The sequence below is a fragment of the Pseudomonas sp. F007 genome (assembly GCF_057814275.1).
On record NZ_JBVATA010000004.1, the window covers coordinates 391,278 to 407,541 of the forward strand.

Consider the following 16,264-nt stretch of genomic DNA (forward strand, 5'->3'; position numbering starts at 1 on the left):
CATGAACGACACAATCGAACATCTTGCCGACGGCACCTTGGTCTTTCTGCCGGAGCGGCTCAATCGCGATCCTGCCGTATTACGCGGTTTGACCAATGATGAGATGTGGGTAGCGCTTGGCACCGGCGCAATCATTGGCCTGCTGCTGGGCGTTCCTCTGACGATCGCCACCGCTTCCATTGCCGTGGCGCCGACCAGCATGATCGCAGGCATGGCCGTGGTGTTATTGGCCGGTGGCACGCTACTGCGTCGGGCCAAACGGGCCCGCCCCGAGACCTGGTTGTACCGCAAACTCGAATGGGTACTCGCCAGCCGTTGGCGCCTGGGGCGCGGAAGTTTGATTCTCCACTCCGGCGCCTGGACGGTTCGCCGTTCGCGTCGACTGCGCCCTGCCCTGTCCCGGTGGCAGCCATGAGCCGATTTCGAAACAAGGTCGATGCCCAACAGGCGCATATCTTCAGCCTGCGTCTGGCGGTAATGATCCTTGCCCTGGTCTGTGCCGGGCTCTGGTACGGCTGGCGTTCGGCACCGACTGATCTGACCGTGCATGTCCCCCCAGATCTGCGCTCGGGCAGCACGCGCAAGTGGTGGGATATCCCCTCAGAGAATGTCTATGCCTTTGCCCTGTACATCTTTGGCCAGCTCAACCGCTGGCCCTCAGATGGCGAGCAGGACTATCGCCGCGCCATCTATGGCTTGCAGTCCTACCTGACACCCTCCTGCAAAGCCTTCCTCGATGGCGACTACGAGTACCGCAAGGCCGCTGGCGAGTTGCGCCAGCGGGTGCGTGGCGTCTACGAAATTCTGGGCCGAGGCTACAGCGAAGATCCGGAACTCAGGGTCAAGCAACTCGATCGCGACAGCTGGCTGGTCAAGCTCGACCTCAACGCCGATGAGTATTACGCCGCCGAACCGGTGAAACGAGTGGTGGTGCGTTATCCATTACGCGTGGTGCGTTTTGACCTGGATCCCGAACGCAATAAGTGGGGGCTGGCACTGGATTGTTATCAGGGCACGCCGCAAAAAATCGCCCTGCCTGGAGGTGAGCCATGAAGCGGATTTCTACCCTGGGGCTCACCGTCGCACTAATGTTATGGGAAGCTGCAGTGCAGGCCGTCGAGCTGATGCACTGGGAACGCCTTCCCCTCGCGGTCCCTCTGGTGATCAATCAAGAGCGGGTGGTCTTTATCGATGAAGATGTTCGAGTCGGTGTGCCCTCAACCCTGACGGGCAAGCTGCGCGTGCAATCAACCGGCGGCACGTTGTACCTGCGCGCGTCGGAAGCCATTGCACCGACCCGCCTGCAACTGCAATCGGTCGCGACGGGCGAGGTCATCCTCCTGGACATCGCGGCCACACCTGGCGATCAACCGCTGGAGCCCGTGCGTATTCTTAAGAATGCTCCGGCGCAGGCTGCCGAGGCAGAATCGAGCACCGCCCCTGTTCAAGAACGTACGTCGATCCCGGTCGCGTTGACCCGCTATGCCGCACAGAGCCTGTACGCGTCGCTGCGCACCGTAGAATCCCTACCCGGCGTAAGCCGCGTACCGCTCAAGCTGCGCAGCGAACTGCCGATATTGCTGCCGACCGAAAACGTGTCCAGCACGCCCATCGCCGCCTGGCGACTCGGTGATTACTGGGTGACGGCGGTGAAGTTGCGCAATCGTGGTCCAGCAACGGTGCAACTCGATCCGCGTCGGCTTCAGGCCAAGCTGTTCGCCGCGGCCTTCCAGCATGCTTTCCTCGGGCCGGTCGGCAGTGCCGAAGACACTACGATCGCCTATCTCGTCACTCGCGGTGCCGGCCTCGAACAAGCGATGCTGTTCCCGCCCGTTGCGCGAGGTGCTGACGATGAAAGCTAACGCCTTGCTCAAATGGCTGGTACCGGCTGCGCTGCTGGGCGTGGTGCTGATCATCCTGAAAACCTGGGTCCCGGGTGGCAGCACACCTTCTCCAGAGCACCCAGTTGATCAGGGCAATATTCAATTATCCGCCGAGCAAGCCAAGTCGCTCGGCATTGCGGGCGATACCCCACGCGACACGGTCGCCACCCTGGTCGGCCAGGTGAAGGCCATGCGCAGCGACATGCTCGGTTTGAAGAAACACAATGACTCACTGCAGACGGAAAACAACCGCCTACGCGAGCGGGAAAACAGTGTCGATTCGCGTATCCAGACCGCGCTTGGCAGTGTGACCCAGCAGGTCGACGAAGGCCGCCGCCACGCCAACGAGGCCCGACTCAAAGCGGAACAAGACAGTCGTCAGGCTCGCGGCCTGCTGACGCAATTGCAGGAACAGTTGTCGGGGCTGGCTGGCAAAAGCAAGGACATGCCGATCGGATTGGGGCTTGAGCTCGGCGACGGCGCTCAGTTCGAAGGGCGACACTCTATCAATGATGCGCTGCAGTGGATTGAACCCTCGGATGCTCCGTCCACCGACGCCCGAAGCAAAACCAAGACCGCATCCACACTAAATCTCCCTACCGCTTTCGACTCACTGGAAGGCTTGAACGATAACGCTATTGATCGCAGCCAGAAACAGCTGCGTGCCGTCACCCAGGATGAGCGTGACCTGACGCGATCCGTTGATCGTACCGAAGGCGCGAAGCCGGTCTACACGATTCCCGAAAACGCGACATTGATGGGCTCGGTCGCCATGACGGCGCTAATCGGCCGAGTCCCGGTGGACGGCACAGTGAATGATCCCTACCCCTTCAAGGTGCTGGTTGGACCGGAGAACCTGACTGCCAACGGCATCGACCTGCCGGACGTCGCGGGCGCCGTGATGAGCGGCACGGCGTCCGGTGACTGGACCCTGTCGTGCGTGCGAGGACAGGTCGAGTCGATCACCTTTGTGTTTACCGATGGCACCATCCGCACGGTGCCTCAGCCACAGGCAACAGCCGGCCGGAATGCCTCCACCACTCAGAGCTCAAACACCGACAAGATCCGTGGCGGAGTCGGTTACCTGTCCGATCCGTATGGCATTCCTTGCATTGCCGGCGAGCGCCGCTCAAACGCCCAGCAGTACCTCGGCAGCCAGAGCCTGATCACTGCGGCCGGCGCGGGTATCGCCGCCTTGCTGGGGAATGAGCAAAACAACAGCAGCGTGATCAGTTCGGGCGGTAGTACGCTCGGGGTCACCAATAGCAGTGGCAATAGCGCGCTGAATTCAATTCTCAGCGGTGGGGTCAGCGACATCCGCGAGTGGGTCAACAAACTGTATGGCGAAGCCTTCGCTGCCGTGTACGTACCACCGGCCGCCCAGGTCGCACTGCACCTCGACCATGAGATCACTATCGACTACGAGCCCAGGGGCCGGAGCGTTCGCCATGAAAAAGACCATGCTTCTCTTTCTGACCTGGATTAGCGTGATCTGCTGGGTCCTCACGGGGTGTTCCACCGACAAGGAGACACTGCTGCCCCATGGCGAGCACACCATGCTGGACATCTGGAACGGTGCCGGTGCGCAAGGCACTCAGCAGCAACTGTTGGATGCTCGGCAGCAGTTGCGCCGCCCGCTGGCCCAGGCAGATTTCTCAGTGGTTCTCCAGGAAGCGTACACGCGCACCGCGGCGAACGAGATCCACAATTTGTTTCCGCGCCTGCCCAATCCCGATCTGGTGCTGTACGTGTATCCGCATCTGAGTGGTACCGAGCAGGCACCGATCCCGGGTTACTCGACCGTCTTTCCGTTCTACCAACGGGTGCAGTACGCATTGCCGGGTGAACGTCAGGAAGACTGGTAGTGCGTACCGGCGATGCGGGCAAGCGCACTGCCGCGTGGAAAGCCTGGCGCAGCCCATTGCGCCCTCGCGCCACCTTGACCGATGAAGCAGCACTGTACGCGCGCAACCCCAGCTTCACCGATCACCTGCCGTGGGTCGAGTACCTCGACACCGAGCAGTGTTTTCTGCTCGATGACAATCGCTCGGTGGGGGCGGTGTTCGAGATACTGCCCATCGGCACTGAAGGGCGCGAACCCGATTGGCTGATGGCGGCCCGCGATGCCCTTGAGGATGCCCTGCAGGATAGCTTTGACGAGCTGGATCAAGCGCCTTGGGTGGCGCAGTTTTTCTGCCAGGACGACAACGACTTCACCCCCTACCTGACCCGGCTCACCGATTATATCCAGGACAGCGCGCGAGCCACGGTCTTCACCGAGGCGTATTTAGAGCTCAGCCGCCGTCATCTGAAGGCCATCGCCAAGCCCGGTGGTCTGTTTGAGGATAAGGTGGTGACGCGCCTGCCCTGGCGCGGCAATAACCGTCGGGTGCGACTGGTGGTCTATCGCTGGCTCGGGTCTGGCGATGAGGAGACGGGACTCAGCCCGGTGCAATCCCTGCATCAGGCTTGCGAACGTATTGCTGCTTCGTTGCAGGCATGCGGGGTGCAAACAACGCGAGTCGATGGCCGAGGTCTGTATGCCTGGTTAGTGCCCTGGTTCAATCCGGCACCAAGGCTCACCGATGAAGCGCCCGAGGAGTTCTACCGCCGCGTGACCTATCCGGAGTCGGGCGACGGCGAGTCGCTGGAACTGCCCTTCGATCATGACTTCGCCGAGCGGCTGTTCTTCAACGAACCGCGCTCGGATGTCCAGCACGGGCTCTGGTTTTTCGATGATCAACCCCATCGGGTCATGGTGGTGGACAAGCTGCGGCGAGCGCCCTTGATTGGTCAACTCACCGGAGAAACCCGCAAAGGTGACGCGATGAATGCGCTGTTCGACCAGTTACCCGAAGGTACGGTAATGAGCCTAACCTTGGTGGTCAAACCGCAGGATGTACTTGAGGAGCAGTTGAACCGCCTGGCGCGCAAAGCCATCGGTGAAAACCTGGCCTCGACCCAGACCCGCCAAGATGTTGAAGAGGCTCGTGCAATCATCGGTCGCCAGCACAAGCTGTACCGCGGCACCCTGGCGTTCTACCTGCGCGGTAACGATGAACAGCAATTGCACCAGCGCTCGGTCAGCCTGGCTAACGCACTACTGGGTGCGGGCCTACAACCGGTACGCGAAGGCGATGAAGTCGCCGCCTGCAACAGTTACCTGCGTTGGTTACCGATGGCTTACAACCCGGCCCGCGACACGCGCAACTGGTACACCCGCCTGATGTTTGCCCAGCACCTGGCGAATCTGATTCCGGTGTGGGGCCGCAGCACCGGCACCGGCCACCCAGGTATCACCCTGTTCAATCGTGGTGGTTCGCCGTTGAGTTTTGATCCGTTATCACGCCTGGACCGAGCCATGAATGGTCATCTGCTGTTGTTCGGCCCCACCGGCGCCGGCAAGTCGGCCACTCTGGTCACCCTACTGATGCAGGTCATGGCCGTGTACCGCCCTCGCCTGTTTATCGTCGAGGCCGGCAACTCATTCGGCTTGCAGGGCGACTACTTCGTGACACAGGGCCTGTTGGTCAACAAGGTCCAATTGAAACCTGGCGCCTCGGTCAGCCTCGCACCGTTCGCCGACGCTTGGCGCCTGGTCGAGCAGCCGGATCAGGTAGCGAGTCTGTCTATCGATGAGCTGGACGATGAGGTGGTAACCAGTCGCGAAGACCAGCGCGATGTTCTCGGCGAACTGGAAATCACCGCCCGCCTGATGATCACCGGCGGCGAGGCCAAGGAAGAGGCGCGCCTGAGTCGAGCCGATCGCAGCTTGATCCGCGAGTGCATTCTCGATGCGGCGCAAACGTGTGTCGCGGCGTGTCGCCAGGTACTGACCCGCAACGTGCGCGACGCCTTGCTGCGCGTCGCCGCTGACACACACTTGCCGGAGAAGCGTCGCGAGCGTGCCCAGGAAATGGGTGAGTCCATCGACCTGTTTTGCCAAGGTTTCGAGGGTGAACTGTTCGATCGCGAGGGCACGCCTTGGCCCGAGAGCGATGTGACCATTGTCGATCTCGCCACTTACGCTCGCGAAGGCTACGAGGCGCAGATGTCCATCAGCTACATCAGCCTGATGAACACCGTGAACAACCTAGCCGAACGCGACCAGTACCTGGGGAGGCCAATCATCATGGTCACCGACGAAGGCCATATCATCACCAAAAACCCGCTGCTGGCGCCATTCGTGGTCAAGGGCACGAAGATGTGGCGCAAGCTCGGCGCTTGGTTCTGGCTGGCGACGCAAAACCTTGCCGACTTTCCCACTGCCGCGCAGACCATGCTCAACATGATCGAATGGTGGATTTGTTTGAACATGCCGCCCGCGGAAATCGAAGAGATCGCACGGTTCAAGAAACTCACGCCGGCACAGAAAGCCTTGCTGCTCTCCGCCAGTAAGGAGCCGGGTAAATACACTGAGGGGGTCGTGCTATCGAAGAAGCTCGAAACGTTGTTTCGGGCCGTGCCGCCGAGTCTTTATCTCGCCCTGGCCATGACGGAGCCCGAGGAAAAAGCCGAGCGCTGGACACTGATGCAAGAGAACGGCTGCTCAGAACTGGAAGCGGCGTATAGGGTAGCTGAACGGATCGATATAGCGCGAGGAATAGAACCCGCATAGGGGAATCTATTCCTCGCGTTCTAAAGCGAGTGACCGGTTATTGCGGTACGCCCCGGAGCCGCTGCTGAATCCTCAACAGGAATCCGGCTTCGAAGGCATCCTGGCAGTCACCGACAGGAAAGGTCTTGCGGGTTTGCGCCAGCTCCCACCACAGGGGAATCTCGCCGGGCATATCAAGCCAAGCCTGAGCACATTGCACGCCACGCTCGATCATCGAGGCAAACTCATTGCCCCAAGGTGTCAGAAGACTTGGGCAACCATCCGCCGCAGGAATTGAAATGTAGTTTTCGTCCATACACACCCTAGATTTCTGATTTATTGTTAGACGTTGGGTCCAGCTTCGAAAAGCTTAACGAAGCCAAATGAACGCTCGATAACAGGCATGAGCATCAAATGGCCTAGATTAATGCCAATGTAGACTATATCCCGTGGATTGAGAGTCCCTCAAGGCGCAATTTGCGCGCATGACTCAAGACTACGAACAGCTTCGTCTTCAGCTGGCGGAAAACATCCGCTTGATGCGACGCGTGAAAAACCTTACCCAAGAGCAGCTCGCGCTCATGGCCGAGGTGGATCGCACGTACGTCAGTCAAATCGAACGATGCACGGGCAATCCGTCGCTGTTGGTCCTGTGCAAGCTCGCCAATATTCTCGAAATCACCACAGATCAGCTACTTGCAAAACCCGATACTCTGCGCAGCGCCCTTCACGTCAAATAATAGTCTCACGGCTCACAAATCCGATAGATCCGCCTTCATAATTTCCACTGACAGTCTTCAGTCCGTAATCGAACCTGCCCAGGCCATACACCGAGAGCCTGGATCATGCCTGTTGCCTGCTCGTCAATCTCACCCACAAAGCTACGGCCCCTGGCGCTGAGCATCCTGCTGGCGTGCGGCCCAAGCGTGGCGCTGGACACCGCCAGCATCACGTCCTCCGTGCTTTCGCAAAACTGCCTCGACTACAGGGTCGTCGGCATTTGTTTCTGGCTGTTCTGCACCCCCTTCGGCTGCACAGTCAAAACCTCGACCAAGGTTCGTCATTTCATTCCTGAACTGGTGGTCTCGAGCTACGCCAACACCGGCAACAACCCCTGGACCGAGATGGCTGCCCTCTCCGCTCCCATCAGCGGCGCGGAGGGTGGCGGCAACCTGATCACCCCGAACACCCGCCGCGACAACCTGCCCCGCTTCAAGAACGTCGACGGTATCGGCCACCCCGGTGGCAGGATCGCCACGCAACTGGCTTCGCAATCCGGCTATGCCTGCGCCAGCGGCGCAACTGCATTCATGCCTTACTACCTGAGTACCCTGGACTCACTGGCCTGGCGCCATGGCATCCCGGAAAGTTTCTACCCCGAGTCGCTCATGTCGGGGCTCCGTGAAATCGGTAGTCAGGCCTCGGGAAACATGTGGGGCAACGTTTATCCCCGGCAGGGCTTTCTGGTACAGCCCGACGACTTCAAGGCGGCCGCGGTCATGACGCAACGAGCCGGCGATGTCATCACCCGTAACGGACAGCCGCATGTGTATGTACCGCTCATGCTCGCCAAACGTGACGGCTACTGGCCGCCAGGCCCGATCGTTGAAAACGACGCTTCGACCCATAAATGGCAATTGCTCTACCCTCAGGTTCAGCCCACGTGCGCCATCTTCCCCAGCGATCCGGTACAGAGTTCGGATGGGGGCTACGCCTGGTCGTTGTGGCGGCCCTATAGCTGTTGCAAACGTGAGGGGCAGACCTTCCTGTTCAGCTTCGACTTCGAAGGAGGTGCGTCATGAGCCGGTTTCTCGCGCGCCCCTGGTTGGGCGTGATGAGTCTGTTGCTCTACGGACTACTCGCTATGGCCACTCATGCCCACGCCGCCGAGGGCGATTACCGCCTGGGTACTCAAGGCGACGTGCTCGATGACCGAGTGATGTACACCATCGGTGGTGGCTCGGCAGTGGGCTCACCGAGCTCGCTCTACCGACCCAGTGGTCTCGGTGTCGGCGGGTCCTGGCGAGCGAACATGATGTGCGGAAACATGAGCCTCACTAATACCCTGCAAAACCAGCTGAACGGTGCCACCGAAGGTTTCCAGCAGATCATGGGCAGCATCGTGCAGAACGCGACCCAGGCGGTGATGTCGCTGCCAGCATTGATCATTCAGCGCGCCAACCCCGGACTCTATGAGTTGCTGAGTAACGGGGTGATGCAGGGGCGTATCGACTTCGATCGTTCCAAATTGACCTGCCAGGCCATGGCCGAGAAGATGGCGGACAAGGTCGGTCAAGCCGGCTGGGGCGCACTGGCCAAGAACCAGGAGATGCAGGGTAACCTGGAGCAAACCGGTGGAGATGCGGTGGCTGCGGTGAAAAACACCGAGGCCCGCAACGGCAACAATGGCGTGTCCTGGGTCGGCGGCTCGAACGCTGGAGGCAATGGGCAGACGCCCATTCGGGTGACCGCCGACGTGGTGCGCGCGGGTTATAACCTGCTGCATAACCGTTCGGTGGATGACAGCGCCTCGATCAGTAGCAGTGATTGTCTGGGTGGGGCTATTTGCCAGACATGGACCTCGCCCCAAGAGGAATCCGAATGGGCCGTTCGGGTGTTGGGCGAGAGCGAAGTTACGACCTGCGACGCCTGCGAAACCCTGCGTGCTACCGCTGGCAGTGGGTTAACGCCGCTGATCCAGGAGGCCTACAGCGAACGTCTCAAGGCCCTGCAAGGGCTGTTGTCGGGCTCACTGCGGCCTACCCCTGACAACCTGGCGAAAGCCTCCAGCCCGATGCTGCCGGTGACCCGTGGCGTGATTGAAGCCCTGCGCGACGATCCCGACCAAGATCTGTTGGCACGCCGCCTGGCCAGTGAGACAGCCTTGTCCAGCGTGCTCGACAAAGCGTTGCTGCTACTGCGCACCCTGCTGGCGGGCAGTCACGAACCGAACATCGCCTCCGCCGAGCCGGCCCAAACCGCCTTGACGAAAAATATCGACGCTCTGGAGCGCGAAATACGCCTGCTGCAGACTGAACTGCAGGTCCGGCAGATGCTCGCCACCAACACCGCCAGCCTGGTTCTCGACCGGCATGCCGGTGGTGCCGACGCATCGCGTACCGTCGAGCAAGGCGACCCCGAGCCCGGTCGACTCAATGATGCTGACGCCAGGCGCAAGTGAGCCATGAAACGCTCACCGCTATTCACTTTGCTTTCGAGTCTGGGGATTGCCGCAGTGATGATCCTGACCGCTGTACTGGTCGCCTGGATCGGCCGCACTGCGCTGGGTAGTTTCGAGGCCTGGCAGCAGGCATTTGAATCCGTACGACCCTATCTACGGGGGTGGCGTGCCCTGCTCTACGGCGCCCTCTTTGCGCTCTGGTGGGATTTGCTTCAGCGCTACCGACAGCGACCCCAGGATCGACTGCGCGTGAAACGCATCGGGACATTAGGGCTCGTGCTCTTTACCTGCGTCGAACTCACCCGACTGTGAGGTCACCACCATGCTCCTGAGCACCAACAGCTACCTAGAATTTTACCTCTCCCTGCTGGCCTGGATCATTAACAACGGACTCTGGAGCGTCCTGTCTGACACCGGGCTGTTTGCCGCGCCCTTCGGCGCGATCATCCTCCAGGAATGGCTGTCAGCCCGTCAGCAAGGCGCGGATGAGGGAAACAAGGGATTGCTCTCTGTGCCGCGAATCGAAAACCGGTTGTGGCTGGCCTACATCGTGGTGTTGTTCGGCTGCGCGCCGGTCTTTCCGTTGAGCCTCTCGTCAATGACGTTCGATGATGCGGCGAGTCAGCGCTGCGGCGTAAGTGTGGCCAAGCCAGCGGAAACCGCCTGGGGGACGACCTTCAATACCATCGGCGAACGCTCCGCCAACGTACCGATCTGGTGGTTTCTAGTGCATGCCTTGAGCAAAGGGGTAACCGCCGCAGCCACCGCCTCCATTCCCTGCGCACCGGATATTCGGCAGATGCGCATGGAGATCGACAGCTCGCGTATCAACAGCCAGGTACTGCTGCAGGAAGTCGCCGACTTCACCCGCGACTGTTATGGCTATTCCCGTTCTCGGATGTTTACCAATCGCCCGCAACTGGACAAGGCACAAAGTCACGGCGCGTCCTGGATCGGCTCAAGCTATCTTCTCGACACGCCCGGCTACTACGACACGGATCGTTCACGCACACCGCGAATCAGTTGGCCGTATGACGAAAGCCGCGATGTTTCCTTGCCGCGGCTGGAGAATGGCGCGGGCTACCCCACTTGCAAGCAGTGGTGGAGCGACAGCGGTGTTGGCTTGCGCGAGCGGTTGATCCAGCAGGTTGATCCCTCTCTGCTGACTCAGCTGAAAGGTTGGCTGACTGGCCGCTCGAGCAACGAGATCGAGGATGCCACCCTGCGCGAACTGGTCAGTCCGCGCCAGCAATCGATGTCCATGTCGCCCGGACAGGTGTACCAGGACTATGGTTCCAGCGCTCGTGGCGGCTCGATCAATCAGGGGCTTAATAACCTGGCCACTAATACCGGCTTGGCCCTCGGCTCCTTCAGCAACTTCCCGGCGATGAATGCGCTACGCGCCGCCCTGCCGATGGTGCAGGCTTTCCTGATCATGGGCATCATCATCAGCTTGCCGCTGATCTTGCTGGTCAGTACCTATCAGTTGAAGACCGTCATGACCGTGACGTTCGCGCTGTTCACCTTACACATGCTGACCTTCTGGTGGGAACTGGCTCGTTGGGTCGACTCCAGCATGCTCGATACCTTGTACAACCAGGTTTCGGCGTCCAATCAAGTGCTGTTATCGCTGCCCACATCCGGGTTTATGGAGGGGACTGTCACCGCGCAGGTGATCGAGTATGTGATGGGGGCGATGTTCTTAGTGCTGCCTGGACTGTTTTTGGTCGCCATGAGCTGGGCTGGCTACTCAATCGGCAACAGCCTTGAGGGGATGCTAGGTGGTGCAAGCAAAGCCGCGCATGGTGCAGCGGGCAAAGGAACGGATCAGTTGATGGGTGCTACGAAGAAGCTTACCTGACGTCATCAGATGATTTGAAATGACCTATGTAATGGCCATTGTCATCGTAGTTGCCAAGATAGGAGTTAGCCCCAAGGTAGTCAGGACCTGGATTGTCCTCTTCAAAATCCGTGTCGATGACAACTTTGGACTGCAGAAGGGCAATCACAGCGATCACCACCACAACAGAAGCGACCAGCCAGAAACCGATAAAGAGCAGCCCTCCGATCATTGCCAGTTTGGCAATCAGAAAGCTCCCGCGAACAAGTAATTTACCTGCGGGCATTCCTGCCGTCACCGAACGCTCAGCCACGCGGGACTCAAACGCTTTCAACTTGCGATACCCGCGCTTTATCGACATGCCACAGGTATATGCCCAGCGGTGGGCACGTGAATTCTGAACAGGGTTCTGAGTCGGCATGGTCTCGCCCTCTTCTGAGCGTTTTCATGGTTGAGACAGGAGTAACAGCCTACTACTGAAAACGGTCCGTGCCTGACCGTTTATCAGTTTTCCCAGCCGAAAAATCTTCACTGGAAGACAGAAGACAAGCCCCGTGAAACAGCATCTCTACAGTCATTGACCCATACAAATCGTCCGGCTAAATACAAGGTACGGATCGCTGTTATCGACAGCACCCCGCCCAGGTAGCCAGAACCTTAAAGGCTACGTCACTTCGATGATGGCTCTCCCCAAGTGCGATTAGCGTTCGGTAGCTCGCACGGTGACCGTTTCTACGGTGATGAACGCCTACTGCTCTCCTGAGCGCCTTTCGAGCTCTGCTCGTCAGGAAAATCCTCTTGATTTTCTTCAACCCACTGCGGGGAAATCTTTTCCCGCACGGGACAGGTTTCTTCGCGTTTTCAACGGAGACATACCATGCCCGACTCACTTACACCGGAAACACTGAACAGCCTTCGGTTGCCCATCGTGTTCACCCCTGGCGCGTGGCAACGCGCAGTCCTGCTCAAGCACTCCGATCACGCTGAGAAGCTGCAGGTCGATCGGTTGAGCCACGTGTTGCGCGCAGCCTTCGAAGCCCACCTGGCCTATCCACACAAACCTTATGTGCTGTTCGAGGTAATACACATTGAACCAACCGATTACTTAGACCACGACCCGTTGCTGCAATTGAGTCTGAGCCTACTCCAAGAACCGGGTCAGCCTGGCGCCTTGCTCATAGCGCTTGCAGGAGAACACCAGCGCTAAGCGCAATGGGCGGCGCCCACCTCCACATTCGGACGCCATGCAAGACCTGCATCAATCCAACCCATCACCCAAACGGGGCCCCCTCCCCGACGGGCAAGGTGTTCCTCCGTTTTTCTCTCGAGGAAATTGCCATGCGCGATATCTACCAAGACGTGACAGACAAGATCGTTACCGCGTTAGACCAAGGCGTTGCACCCTGGATCAAACCCTGGTCCTCAAGTGGCTCAGTTGATATCAGTCATCAACCCTACCCCATCAATGCCATCACGCGGCGTCGCTATTCGGGGATCAATTTACCGTTGCTCTGGGCCGAGGCCAGGTTGCAGGGGTTCACTCAAGATCGTTGGCTGACTTTCAACCAAGCTAAAAAGGCCGGTGGGCACATCCGTAAGGGTGAGCACAGCACTCTGGCGGTGCTCTACAAGCCGATGGAGCGCGAGGAACAGACCGAGTCAGGCCAACCAGTACTCGATGAAAACGGTCAACCCAAGGTCGCTCACTTCGGCATTTTCAGGACACATTTTCTGTTCAACATCGAGCAAACGGAGGGGCTCGAAATACTCACTGAGACCCAGCTCGAGACGGAACAGAGTGATCCCTTCCAGCCCAACAGCGCTGCGGAAAATCTGCTGTTACGTTCGGGGGCACACATCGTTCATCGATCTGCCAACGAAGCCTTTTACCACCCGATCAGGGATCTCATCCAGCTGCCGACAAAAGCGCAGTTTCAAGACGAAGGTGGATACTACGCCACTGCACTTCACGAGCTGACGCACTGGACTGGGCATCACACTCGGTTGCAACGCGAGGGTGTGACGTCATCCTGTCCTTTCGGCTCGCCAGGCTACGCGTTTGAGGAGTTGATCGCCGAGATGGGCGCTGCTTTTTTATGTGCCTACGCCGGTATACAGGGGGAGCTGCGGCACGAGGGCTACATCGACTCCTGGCTCGGCCTGCTCAAGGCTGACAAACGCGCGATCTTTCGCGCCAGTGGTCAGGCCCGAAGCGCCTCGGAGTATGTACTCAACCTGGAGCAGCAACTGAAGCAGATGGTAATGGATGACTCACGATGCATGAATGATGGATTTTGATCGTTACCTCACCGCTGCAATCGCCTCACAGGGCCCAACGCGAGTTGGGCCCTTTTTCCTGCGCCCAGAAAACCCATGCCGCGGGGCTCTGATGCAAAAAGTCAGGGATGGGCACACACCCGCAGCCTGTCATTCCGCATCCAGGTTCTGCGCCAGAAAATCCACCAGCTCGAGCGGACTTCGGCTATCGATCACCTTGTAGATCAGATCGCGTTTACTGCGCGGTAACTTCTTGACCACGCTCTTCGCCGAGGCCCGGACGGCTTCGTCGGTCCCATGGATACGTGCCGCGAGCAGCAGCACGAGCGTGGCGTCAGTAAGGTTCATGGCAAGACCCAAAAAATAGGCACCGCAGTGTACCGACTCTTTTCTTTGCCGTACTAGCCCAAAACGATGCCTAGCCGTATCCATATTCCGATTGCCATGCAAAGGGAGACAAGCCAAAAGGACGGATAAGGGTTGAACGGGAATGGGTGCTCAAGGGTAAGAGCTCTATCCGAAAAGGCTAAAAGGCCACTGACCCAGCCATTTCCCGGAGGTCACGATGCTCGGTTTGTTTCGCCACAAAAGGCAGAAGCCCCCTCCGCCACCGACCGTGAGCGTCGCCGAAGGTTACCTAGCTATCGAGTCGGCCCACAGCTTGTTAGCCGCGGAACACCGCCGCCAGTTGCTCGATCGCATCTGGCAGTACACCGCCCTCTCCCACGCGCAGTTCATCCAGCTCTATTTAAATCCGATCCATCGCTACGCCGAACAGGTCCAGCAACTCCCGGCCAGCGAGACGCACCACCATGCGTATCTCGGCGGTATGCTCGACCATGGATTGGAACTGGTCGCCTGTAGTTTGAAACTGCGTCAATCCTATCTGCTGCCCACCGGCGCCGCGCCTGAAGACCAAGCCGCCCAGACCGATGCCTGGTCGGCTGGAATCGCCTATGGCGCCCTTCTGCATGACATCGGCAAGATCGCCGTGGACCTGCTGGTCGAACGCCAGGATGGCCGTGTTTGGCATCCTTGGCAGGGCTCCCTGGATCAGCCCTACCGTTTTCGTTACCTCAAGGACCGTGACTACCACCTGCACGGCGCCGCCGCAGGCTTGCTCTACACCCAAATTCTCGACCGCCCAATCCTCGATTGGCTCAGTGGATTTCCGCCACTGTGGGCCAGTCTGCTGTATGTCCTGGCGGGCCAGTACGAACGTGCCGGCGTGCTCGGTGAGTTGGTGATGCAGGCCGACCGTGTTTCCACCGCACAGAACATCGGTGGTAACCCGAGCAAGGCGCTGCAAGCACCGATTCATTCGCTGCAACACCACTTGATCAGCGGACTGCGTCATCTGGTTCAACACGAGTTGAAACTCAACCAACCAGGTGCCGCGGGTTGGTTGACTCAAGACGCGCTGTGGCTGGTCAGCAAGACGGTCACCGACAAGCTGCGAGCCTATTTGCTGTCGCAATCAATTGAGGGCATTCCCTCGTCCAATATCGCCGTGTTCGACGAACTGCAATCGCACGGATTGGTCGAGTCCACCCTGGAAGGCAAAGCTATCTGGACTGCACTTGTCGCGCAGGGAAACTGGCAGCAGCGTTTTACCTTTCTGCGCCTTCAACCGGCGTTGATTTGGGGGAGCGAAATTCGGCCTGAGGCCTTCAGCGGAACGGTGGGCGTTATAGCTGATGACCACTCGAATGACGCTTCGGCATCACCACCGGCGCCGAAGATTGTGAGTACAGGATTGCGTCAGAGCTCTTCGCCGAGAGATCCCATGGCGATGGAAGATACCGACTGCCTCGGAACTCTGCTCAATATGTTCGACTTGGAGGAGCCAGAGGCCAGTGACTCGCCGTCAGAACGCCCGCCCGAGACCTCCCCCCTCCCATCGGATGACCCTGGCCAGGCATTCCTAAATTGGGTCAGAGAAGGCATCCAGAATCACAAGCTGATGATCAATGACAGCAAGGCTAAAATTCACACGGTGAGCGGTACTTTGTTTCTAGTAACACCGGGGCTTTTCCAACGTTATGTCCAGGAGTTTCCGGGCATCTCAATGGGGGCAGACTCTCAAGGTGAAGAATGGCGTTGGGTGCAGAAGCAGTTCGAAAAACTGAAGATCCACAAGAAGCGTGACAACGGTTTAAACATCTGGATATGCAACGTGCAAGGGCCCAGGAAGAAATCGACTTTGAAGGGGTACCTGATTGGGGAGTCGACGTTACTTTTACCATCGATACCACCAAACAACCCTTTCCTCGCGGTTGATGATGGCTAGCGACCTAGCATCGATAGCCCAGGTCCGACTGGTTTTTTGGGTATTGCTTTGGCAAGAAAACGTCCAAGATCCCTCTGTTTTTTGCCACTTACAATTCAGGCCTTCCGATTTTTTCAGTCCATGACCTGCACTTCTCGGAACGTTTCGCTCTGCTCCAAAGCCGCGCTTCGGCGATCACCAAGATCAATCAAGGTAT

Annotated in this window: 17 protein-coding genes; 14 read left to right on the forward strand and 3 right to left on the reverse strand. The window is 58.9% G+C overall.

Annotated elements, in window-relative coordinates; translation table 11 throughout:
• Position 1: 1 nt before the first annotated feature.
• The 6 genes from ACZYR5_RS11985 to ACZYR5_RS12010 are packed head-to-tail and all read left to right on the forward strand — an operon-like array spanning position 2 to position 6,501.
• Positions 2 to 415 carry a TIGR03750 family conjugal transfer protein gene (locus ACZYR5_RS11985; RefSeq protein ID WP_448093113.1) on the forward strand — a complete coding sequence of 138 codons (414 nt, stop codon included), beginning with the start codon at positions 2 to 4 and terminating at the stop codon, positions 413 to 415.
• On the forward strand, positions 412 to 1,053 hold the full coding sequence (locus tag ACZYR5_RS11990; protein ID WP_010567726.1) for a PFL_4703 family integrating conjugative element protein: 642 nt from the start codon (positions 412 to 414) through the stop codon (positions 1,051 to 1,053). Before ACZYR5_RS11985 ends, ACZYR5_RS11990 begins: the two co-directional genes overlap by 4 nt.
• Positions 1,050 to 1,862 (forward strand): TIGR03749 family integrating conjugative element protein, encoded by an 813-nt coding sequence (locus ACZYR5_RS11995; protein WP_489089705.1) that lies wholly within the window; start codon positions 1,050 to 1,052, stop codon positions 1,860 to 1,862. The genes ACZYR5_RS11990 and ACZYR5_RS11995 overlap by 4 nt, the downstream gene beginning before the upstream one ends.
• A complete protein-coding gene (locus tag ACZYR5_RS12000; protein ID WP_489089704.1) occupies positions 1,852 to 3,369 on the forward strand; it encodes a TIGR03752 family integrating conjugative element protein in 1,518 nt (505 codons plus the stop codon). The genes ACZYR5_RS11995 and ACZYR5_RS12000 overlap by 11 nt, the downstream gene beginning before the upstream one ends.
• The gene (locus ACZYR5_RS12005; protein WP_489089703.1) at positions 3,332 to 3,748 is read left to right on the forward strand and encodes a TIGR03751 family conjugal transfer lipoprotein; all 417 of its coding nucleotides are present in this window, start codon (positions 3,332 to 3,334) and stop codon (positions 3,746 to 3,748) included. Before ACZYR5_RS12000 ends, ACZYR5_RS12005 begins: the two co-directional genes overlap by 38 nt.
• The gene (locus ACZYR5_RS12010; protein ID WP_489089702.1) at positions 3,748 to 6,501 is read left to right on the forward strand and encodes a conjugative transfer ATPase; all 2,754 of its coding nucleotides are present in this window, start codon (positions 3,748 to 3,750) and stop codon (positions 6,499 to 6,501) included. The genes ACZYR5_RS12005 and ACZYR5_RS12010 overlap by 1 nt, the downstream gene beginning before the upstream one ends.
• A 37-nt stretch (positions 6,502 to 6,538) precedes the next feature.
• On the opposite strand, the gene ACZYR5_RS12015 is transcribed toward ACZYR5_RS12010, so the two are convergent.
• Positions 6,539 to 6,796 (reverse strand): LasR-specific antiactivator QslA, encoded by a 258-nt coding sequence (locus ACZYR5_RS12015; RefSeq protein ID WP_489089701.1) that lies wholly within the window; start codon positions 6,794 to 6,796, stop codon positions 6,539 to 6,541.
• 169 nt (positions 6,797 to 6,965) lie between these two features.
• Between ACZYR5_RS12015 and ACZYR5_RS12020 the strand changes: the two genes are divergently transcribed.
• From ACZYR5_RS12020 to ACZYR5_RS12040, 5 genes are all read left to right on the forward strand, one after another.
• Positions 6,966 to 7,220 (forward strand): helix-turn-helix domain-containing protein, encoded by a 255-nt coding sequence (locus ACZYR5_RS12020; RefSeq protein ID WP_135307268.1) that lies wholly within the window; start codon positions 6,966 to 6,968, stop codon positions 7,218 to 7,220.
• 105 nt (positions 7,221 to 7,325) lie between these two features.
• The gene (locus ACZYR5_RS12025) at positions 7,326 to 8,282 is read left to right on the forward strand and encodes a TIGR03756 family integrating conjugative element protein (RefSeq protein ID WP_489089700.1); all 957 of its coding nucleotides are present in this window, start codon (positions 7,326 to 7,328) and stop codon (positions 8,280 to 8,282) included.
• On the forward strand, positions 8,279 to 9,661 hold the full coding sequence (locus ACZYR5_RS12030) for an integrating conjugative element protein (protein ID WP_489089699.1): 1,383 nt from the start codon (positions 8,279 to 8,281) through the stop codon (positions 9,659 to 9,661). The genes ACZYR5_RS12025 and ACZYR5_RS12030 overlap by 4 nt, the downstream gene beginning before the upstream one ends.
• A gap of 3 nt (positions 9,662 to 9,664) precedes the next feature.
• On the forward strand, positions 9,665 to 9,973 hold the full coding sequence (locus tag ACZYR5_RS12035; protein WP_489089698.1) for a hypothetical protein: 309 nt from the start codon (positions 9,665 to 9,667) through the stop codon (positions 9,971 to 9,973).
• Between the two features lie 10 nt (positions 9,974 to 9,983).
• The gene (locus ACZYR5_RS12040; RefSeq protein ID WP_489089697.1) at positions 9,984 to 11,522 is read left to right on the forward strand and encodes a conjugal transfer protein TraG N-terminal domain-containing protein; all 1,539 of its coding nucleotides are present in this window, start codon (positions 9,984 to 9,986) and stop codon (positions 11,520 to 11,522) included.
• Here ACZYR5_RS12040 and ACZYR5_RS12045 read toward each other — a convergent pair.
• Positions 11,515 to 11,922, reverse strand: coding sequence for a DUF3742 family protein (locus ACZYR5_RS12045; RefSeq protein WP_489089696.1), 408 nt, complete (start codon positions 11,920 to 11,922; stop codon positions 11,515 to 11,517). The two genes, ACZYR5_RS12040 and ACZYR5_RS12045, sit on opposite strands and share 8 nt — an antisense overlap.
• Positions 11,923 to 12,378: 456 nt before the next feature.
• On the opposite strand from ACZYR5_RS12045, the gene ACZYR5_RS12050 reads away from it, so the two are divergent.
• Together ACZYR5_RS12050 and ACZYR5_RS12055 are read left to right on the forward strand one after the other, a co-directional pair.
• Positions 12,379 to 12,708: a hypothetical protein gene (locus ACZYR5_RS12050; protein WP_489089695.1), complete on the forward strand. Its 330-nt coding sequence runs from the start codon at positions 12,379 to 12,381 to the stop codon at positions 12,706 to 12,708.
• 131 nt (positions 12,709 to 12,839) lie between these two features.
• Positions 12,840 to 13,799, forward strand: coding sequence for an ArdC family protein (locus ACZYR5_RS12055; protein ID WP_489089694.1), 960 nt, complete (start codon positions 12,840 to 12,842; stop codon positions 13,797 to 13,799).
• Positions 13,800 to 13,928: 129 nt separating this feature from the next.
• Here the strand turns inward: ACZYR5_RS12055 and ACZYR5_RS12060 are convergent, their stop codons facing one another.
• Positions 13,929 to 14,126, reverse strand: a complete 198-nt coding sequence (locus tag ACZYR5_RS12060) for a DUF7740 domain-containing protein (RefSeq protein WP_007901093.1) — start codon at positions 14,124 to 14,126, stop codon at positions 13,929 to 13,931.
• Positions 14,127 to 14,343: 217 nt separating this feature from the next.
• On the opposite strand from ACZYR5_RS12060, the gene mobH reads away from it, so the two are divergent.
• Positions 14,344 to 16,068: a MobH family relaxase gene (gene mobH, locus ACZYR5_RS12065; RefSeq protein WP_489089693.1), complete on the forward strand. Its 1,725-nt coding sequence runs from the start codon at positions 14,344 to 14,346 to the stop codon at positions 16,066 to 16,068.
• Positions 16,069 to 16,264 lie beyond the last annotated feature (196 nt).

Excerpts from the sequence above, each read along its gene's own strand:
- ACZYR5_RS12045 (WP_489089696.1), bottom strand. The coding sequence starts at position 11,922 with ATGCCGACTCAGAACCCTGTTCAGAATTCACGTGCCCACCGCTGGGCA.
- ACZYR5_RS11990 (WP_010567726.1), top strand. The coding sequence starts at position 412 with ATGAGCCGATTTCGAAACAAGGTCGATGCCCAACAGGCGCATATCTTC.
- ACZYR5_RS11985 (WP_448093113.1), top strand. The coding sequence starts at position 2 with ATGAACGACACAATCGAACATCTTGCCGACGGCACCTTGGTCTTTCTG.
- ACZYR5_RS12005 (WP_489089703.1), top strand. The coding sequence starts at position 3,332 with ATGAAAAAGACCATGCTTCTCTTTCTGACCTGGATTAGCGTGATCTGC.
- ACZYR5_RS12040 (WP_489089697.1), top strand. The coding sequence starts at position 9,984 with ATGCTCCTGAGCACCAACAGCTACCTAGAATTTTACCTCTCCCTGCTG.
- ACZYR5_RS12035 (WP_489089698.1), top strand. The coding sequence starts at position 9,665 with ATGAAACGCTCACCGCTATTCACTTTGCTTTCGAGTCTGGGGATTGCC.
- ACZYR5_RS12025 (WP_489089700.1), top strand. The coding sequence starts at position 7,326 with ATGCCTGTTGCCTGCTCGTCAATCTCACCCACAAAGCTACGGCCCCTG.
- ACZYR5_RS12030 (WP_489089699.1), top strand. The coding sequence starts at position 8,279 with ATGAGCCGGTTTCTCGCGCGCCCCTGGTTGGGCGTGATGAGTCTGTTG.
- ACZYR5_RS12000 (WP_489089704.1), top strand. The coding sequence starts at position 1,852 with ATGAAAGCTAACGCCTTGCTCAAATGGCTGGTACCGGCTGCGCTGCTG.
- ACZYR5_RS12060 (WP_007901093.1), bottom strand. The coding sequence starts at position 14,126 with ATGAACCTTACTGACGCCACGCTCGTGCTGCTGCTCGCGGCACGTATC.
- ACZYR5_RS12050 (WP_489089695.1), top strand. The coding sequence starts at position 12,379 with ATGCCCGACTCACTTACACCGGAAACACTGAACAGCCTTCGGTTGCCC.
- ACZYR5_RS11995 (WP_489089705.1), top strand. The coding sequence starts at position 1,050 with ATGAAGCGGATTTCTACCCTGGGGCTCACCGTCGCACTAATGTTATGG.
- ACZYR5_RS12055 (WP_489089694.1), top strand. The coding sequence starts at position 12,840 with ATGCGCGATATCTACCAAGACGTGACAGACAAGATCGTTACCGCGTTA.
- mobH (WP_489089693.1), top strand. The coding sequence starts at position 14,344 with ATGCTCGGTTTGTTTCGCCACAAAAGGCAGAAGCCCCCTCCGCCACCG.
- ACZYR5_RS12020 (WP_135307268.1), top strand. The coding sequence starts at position 6,966 with ATGACTCAAGACTACGAACAGCTTCGTCTTCAGCTGGCGGAAAACATC.
- ACZYR5_RS12015 (WP_489089701.1), bottom strand. The coding sequence starts at position 6,796 with ATGGACGAAAACTACATTTCAATTCCTGCGGCGGATGGTTGCCCAAGT.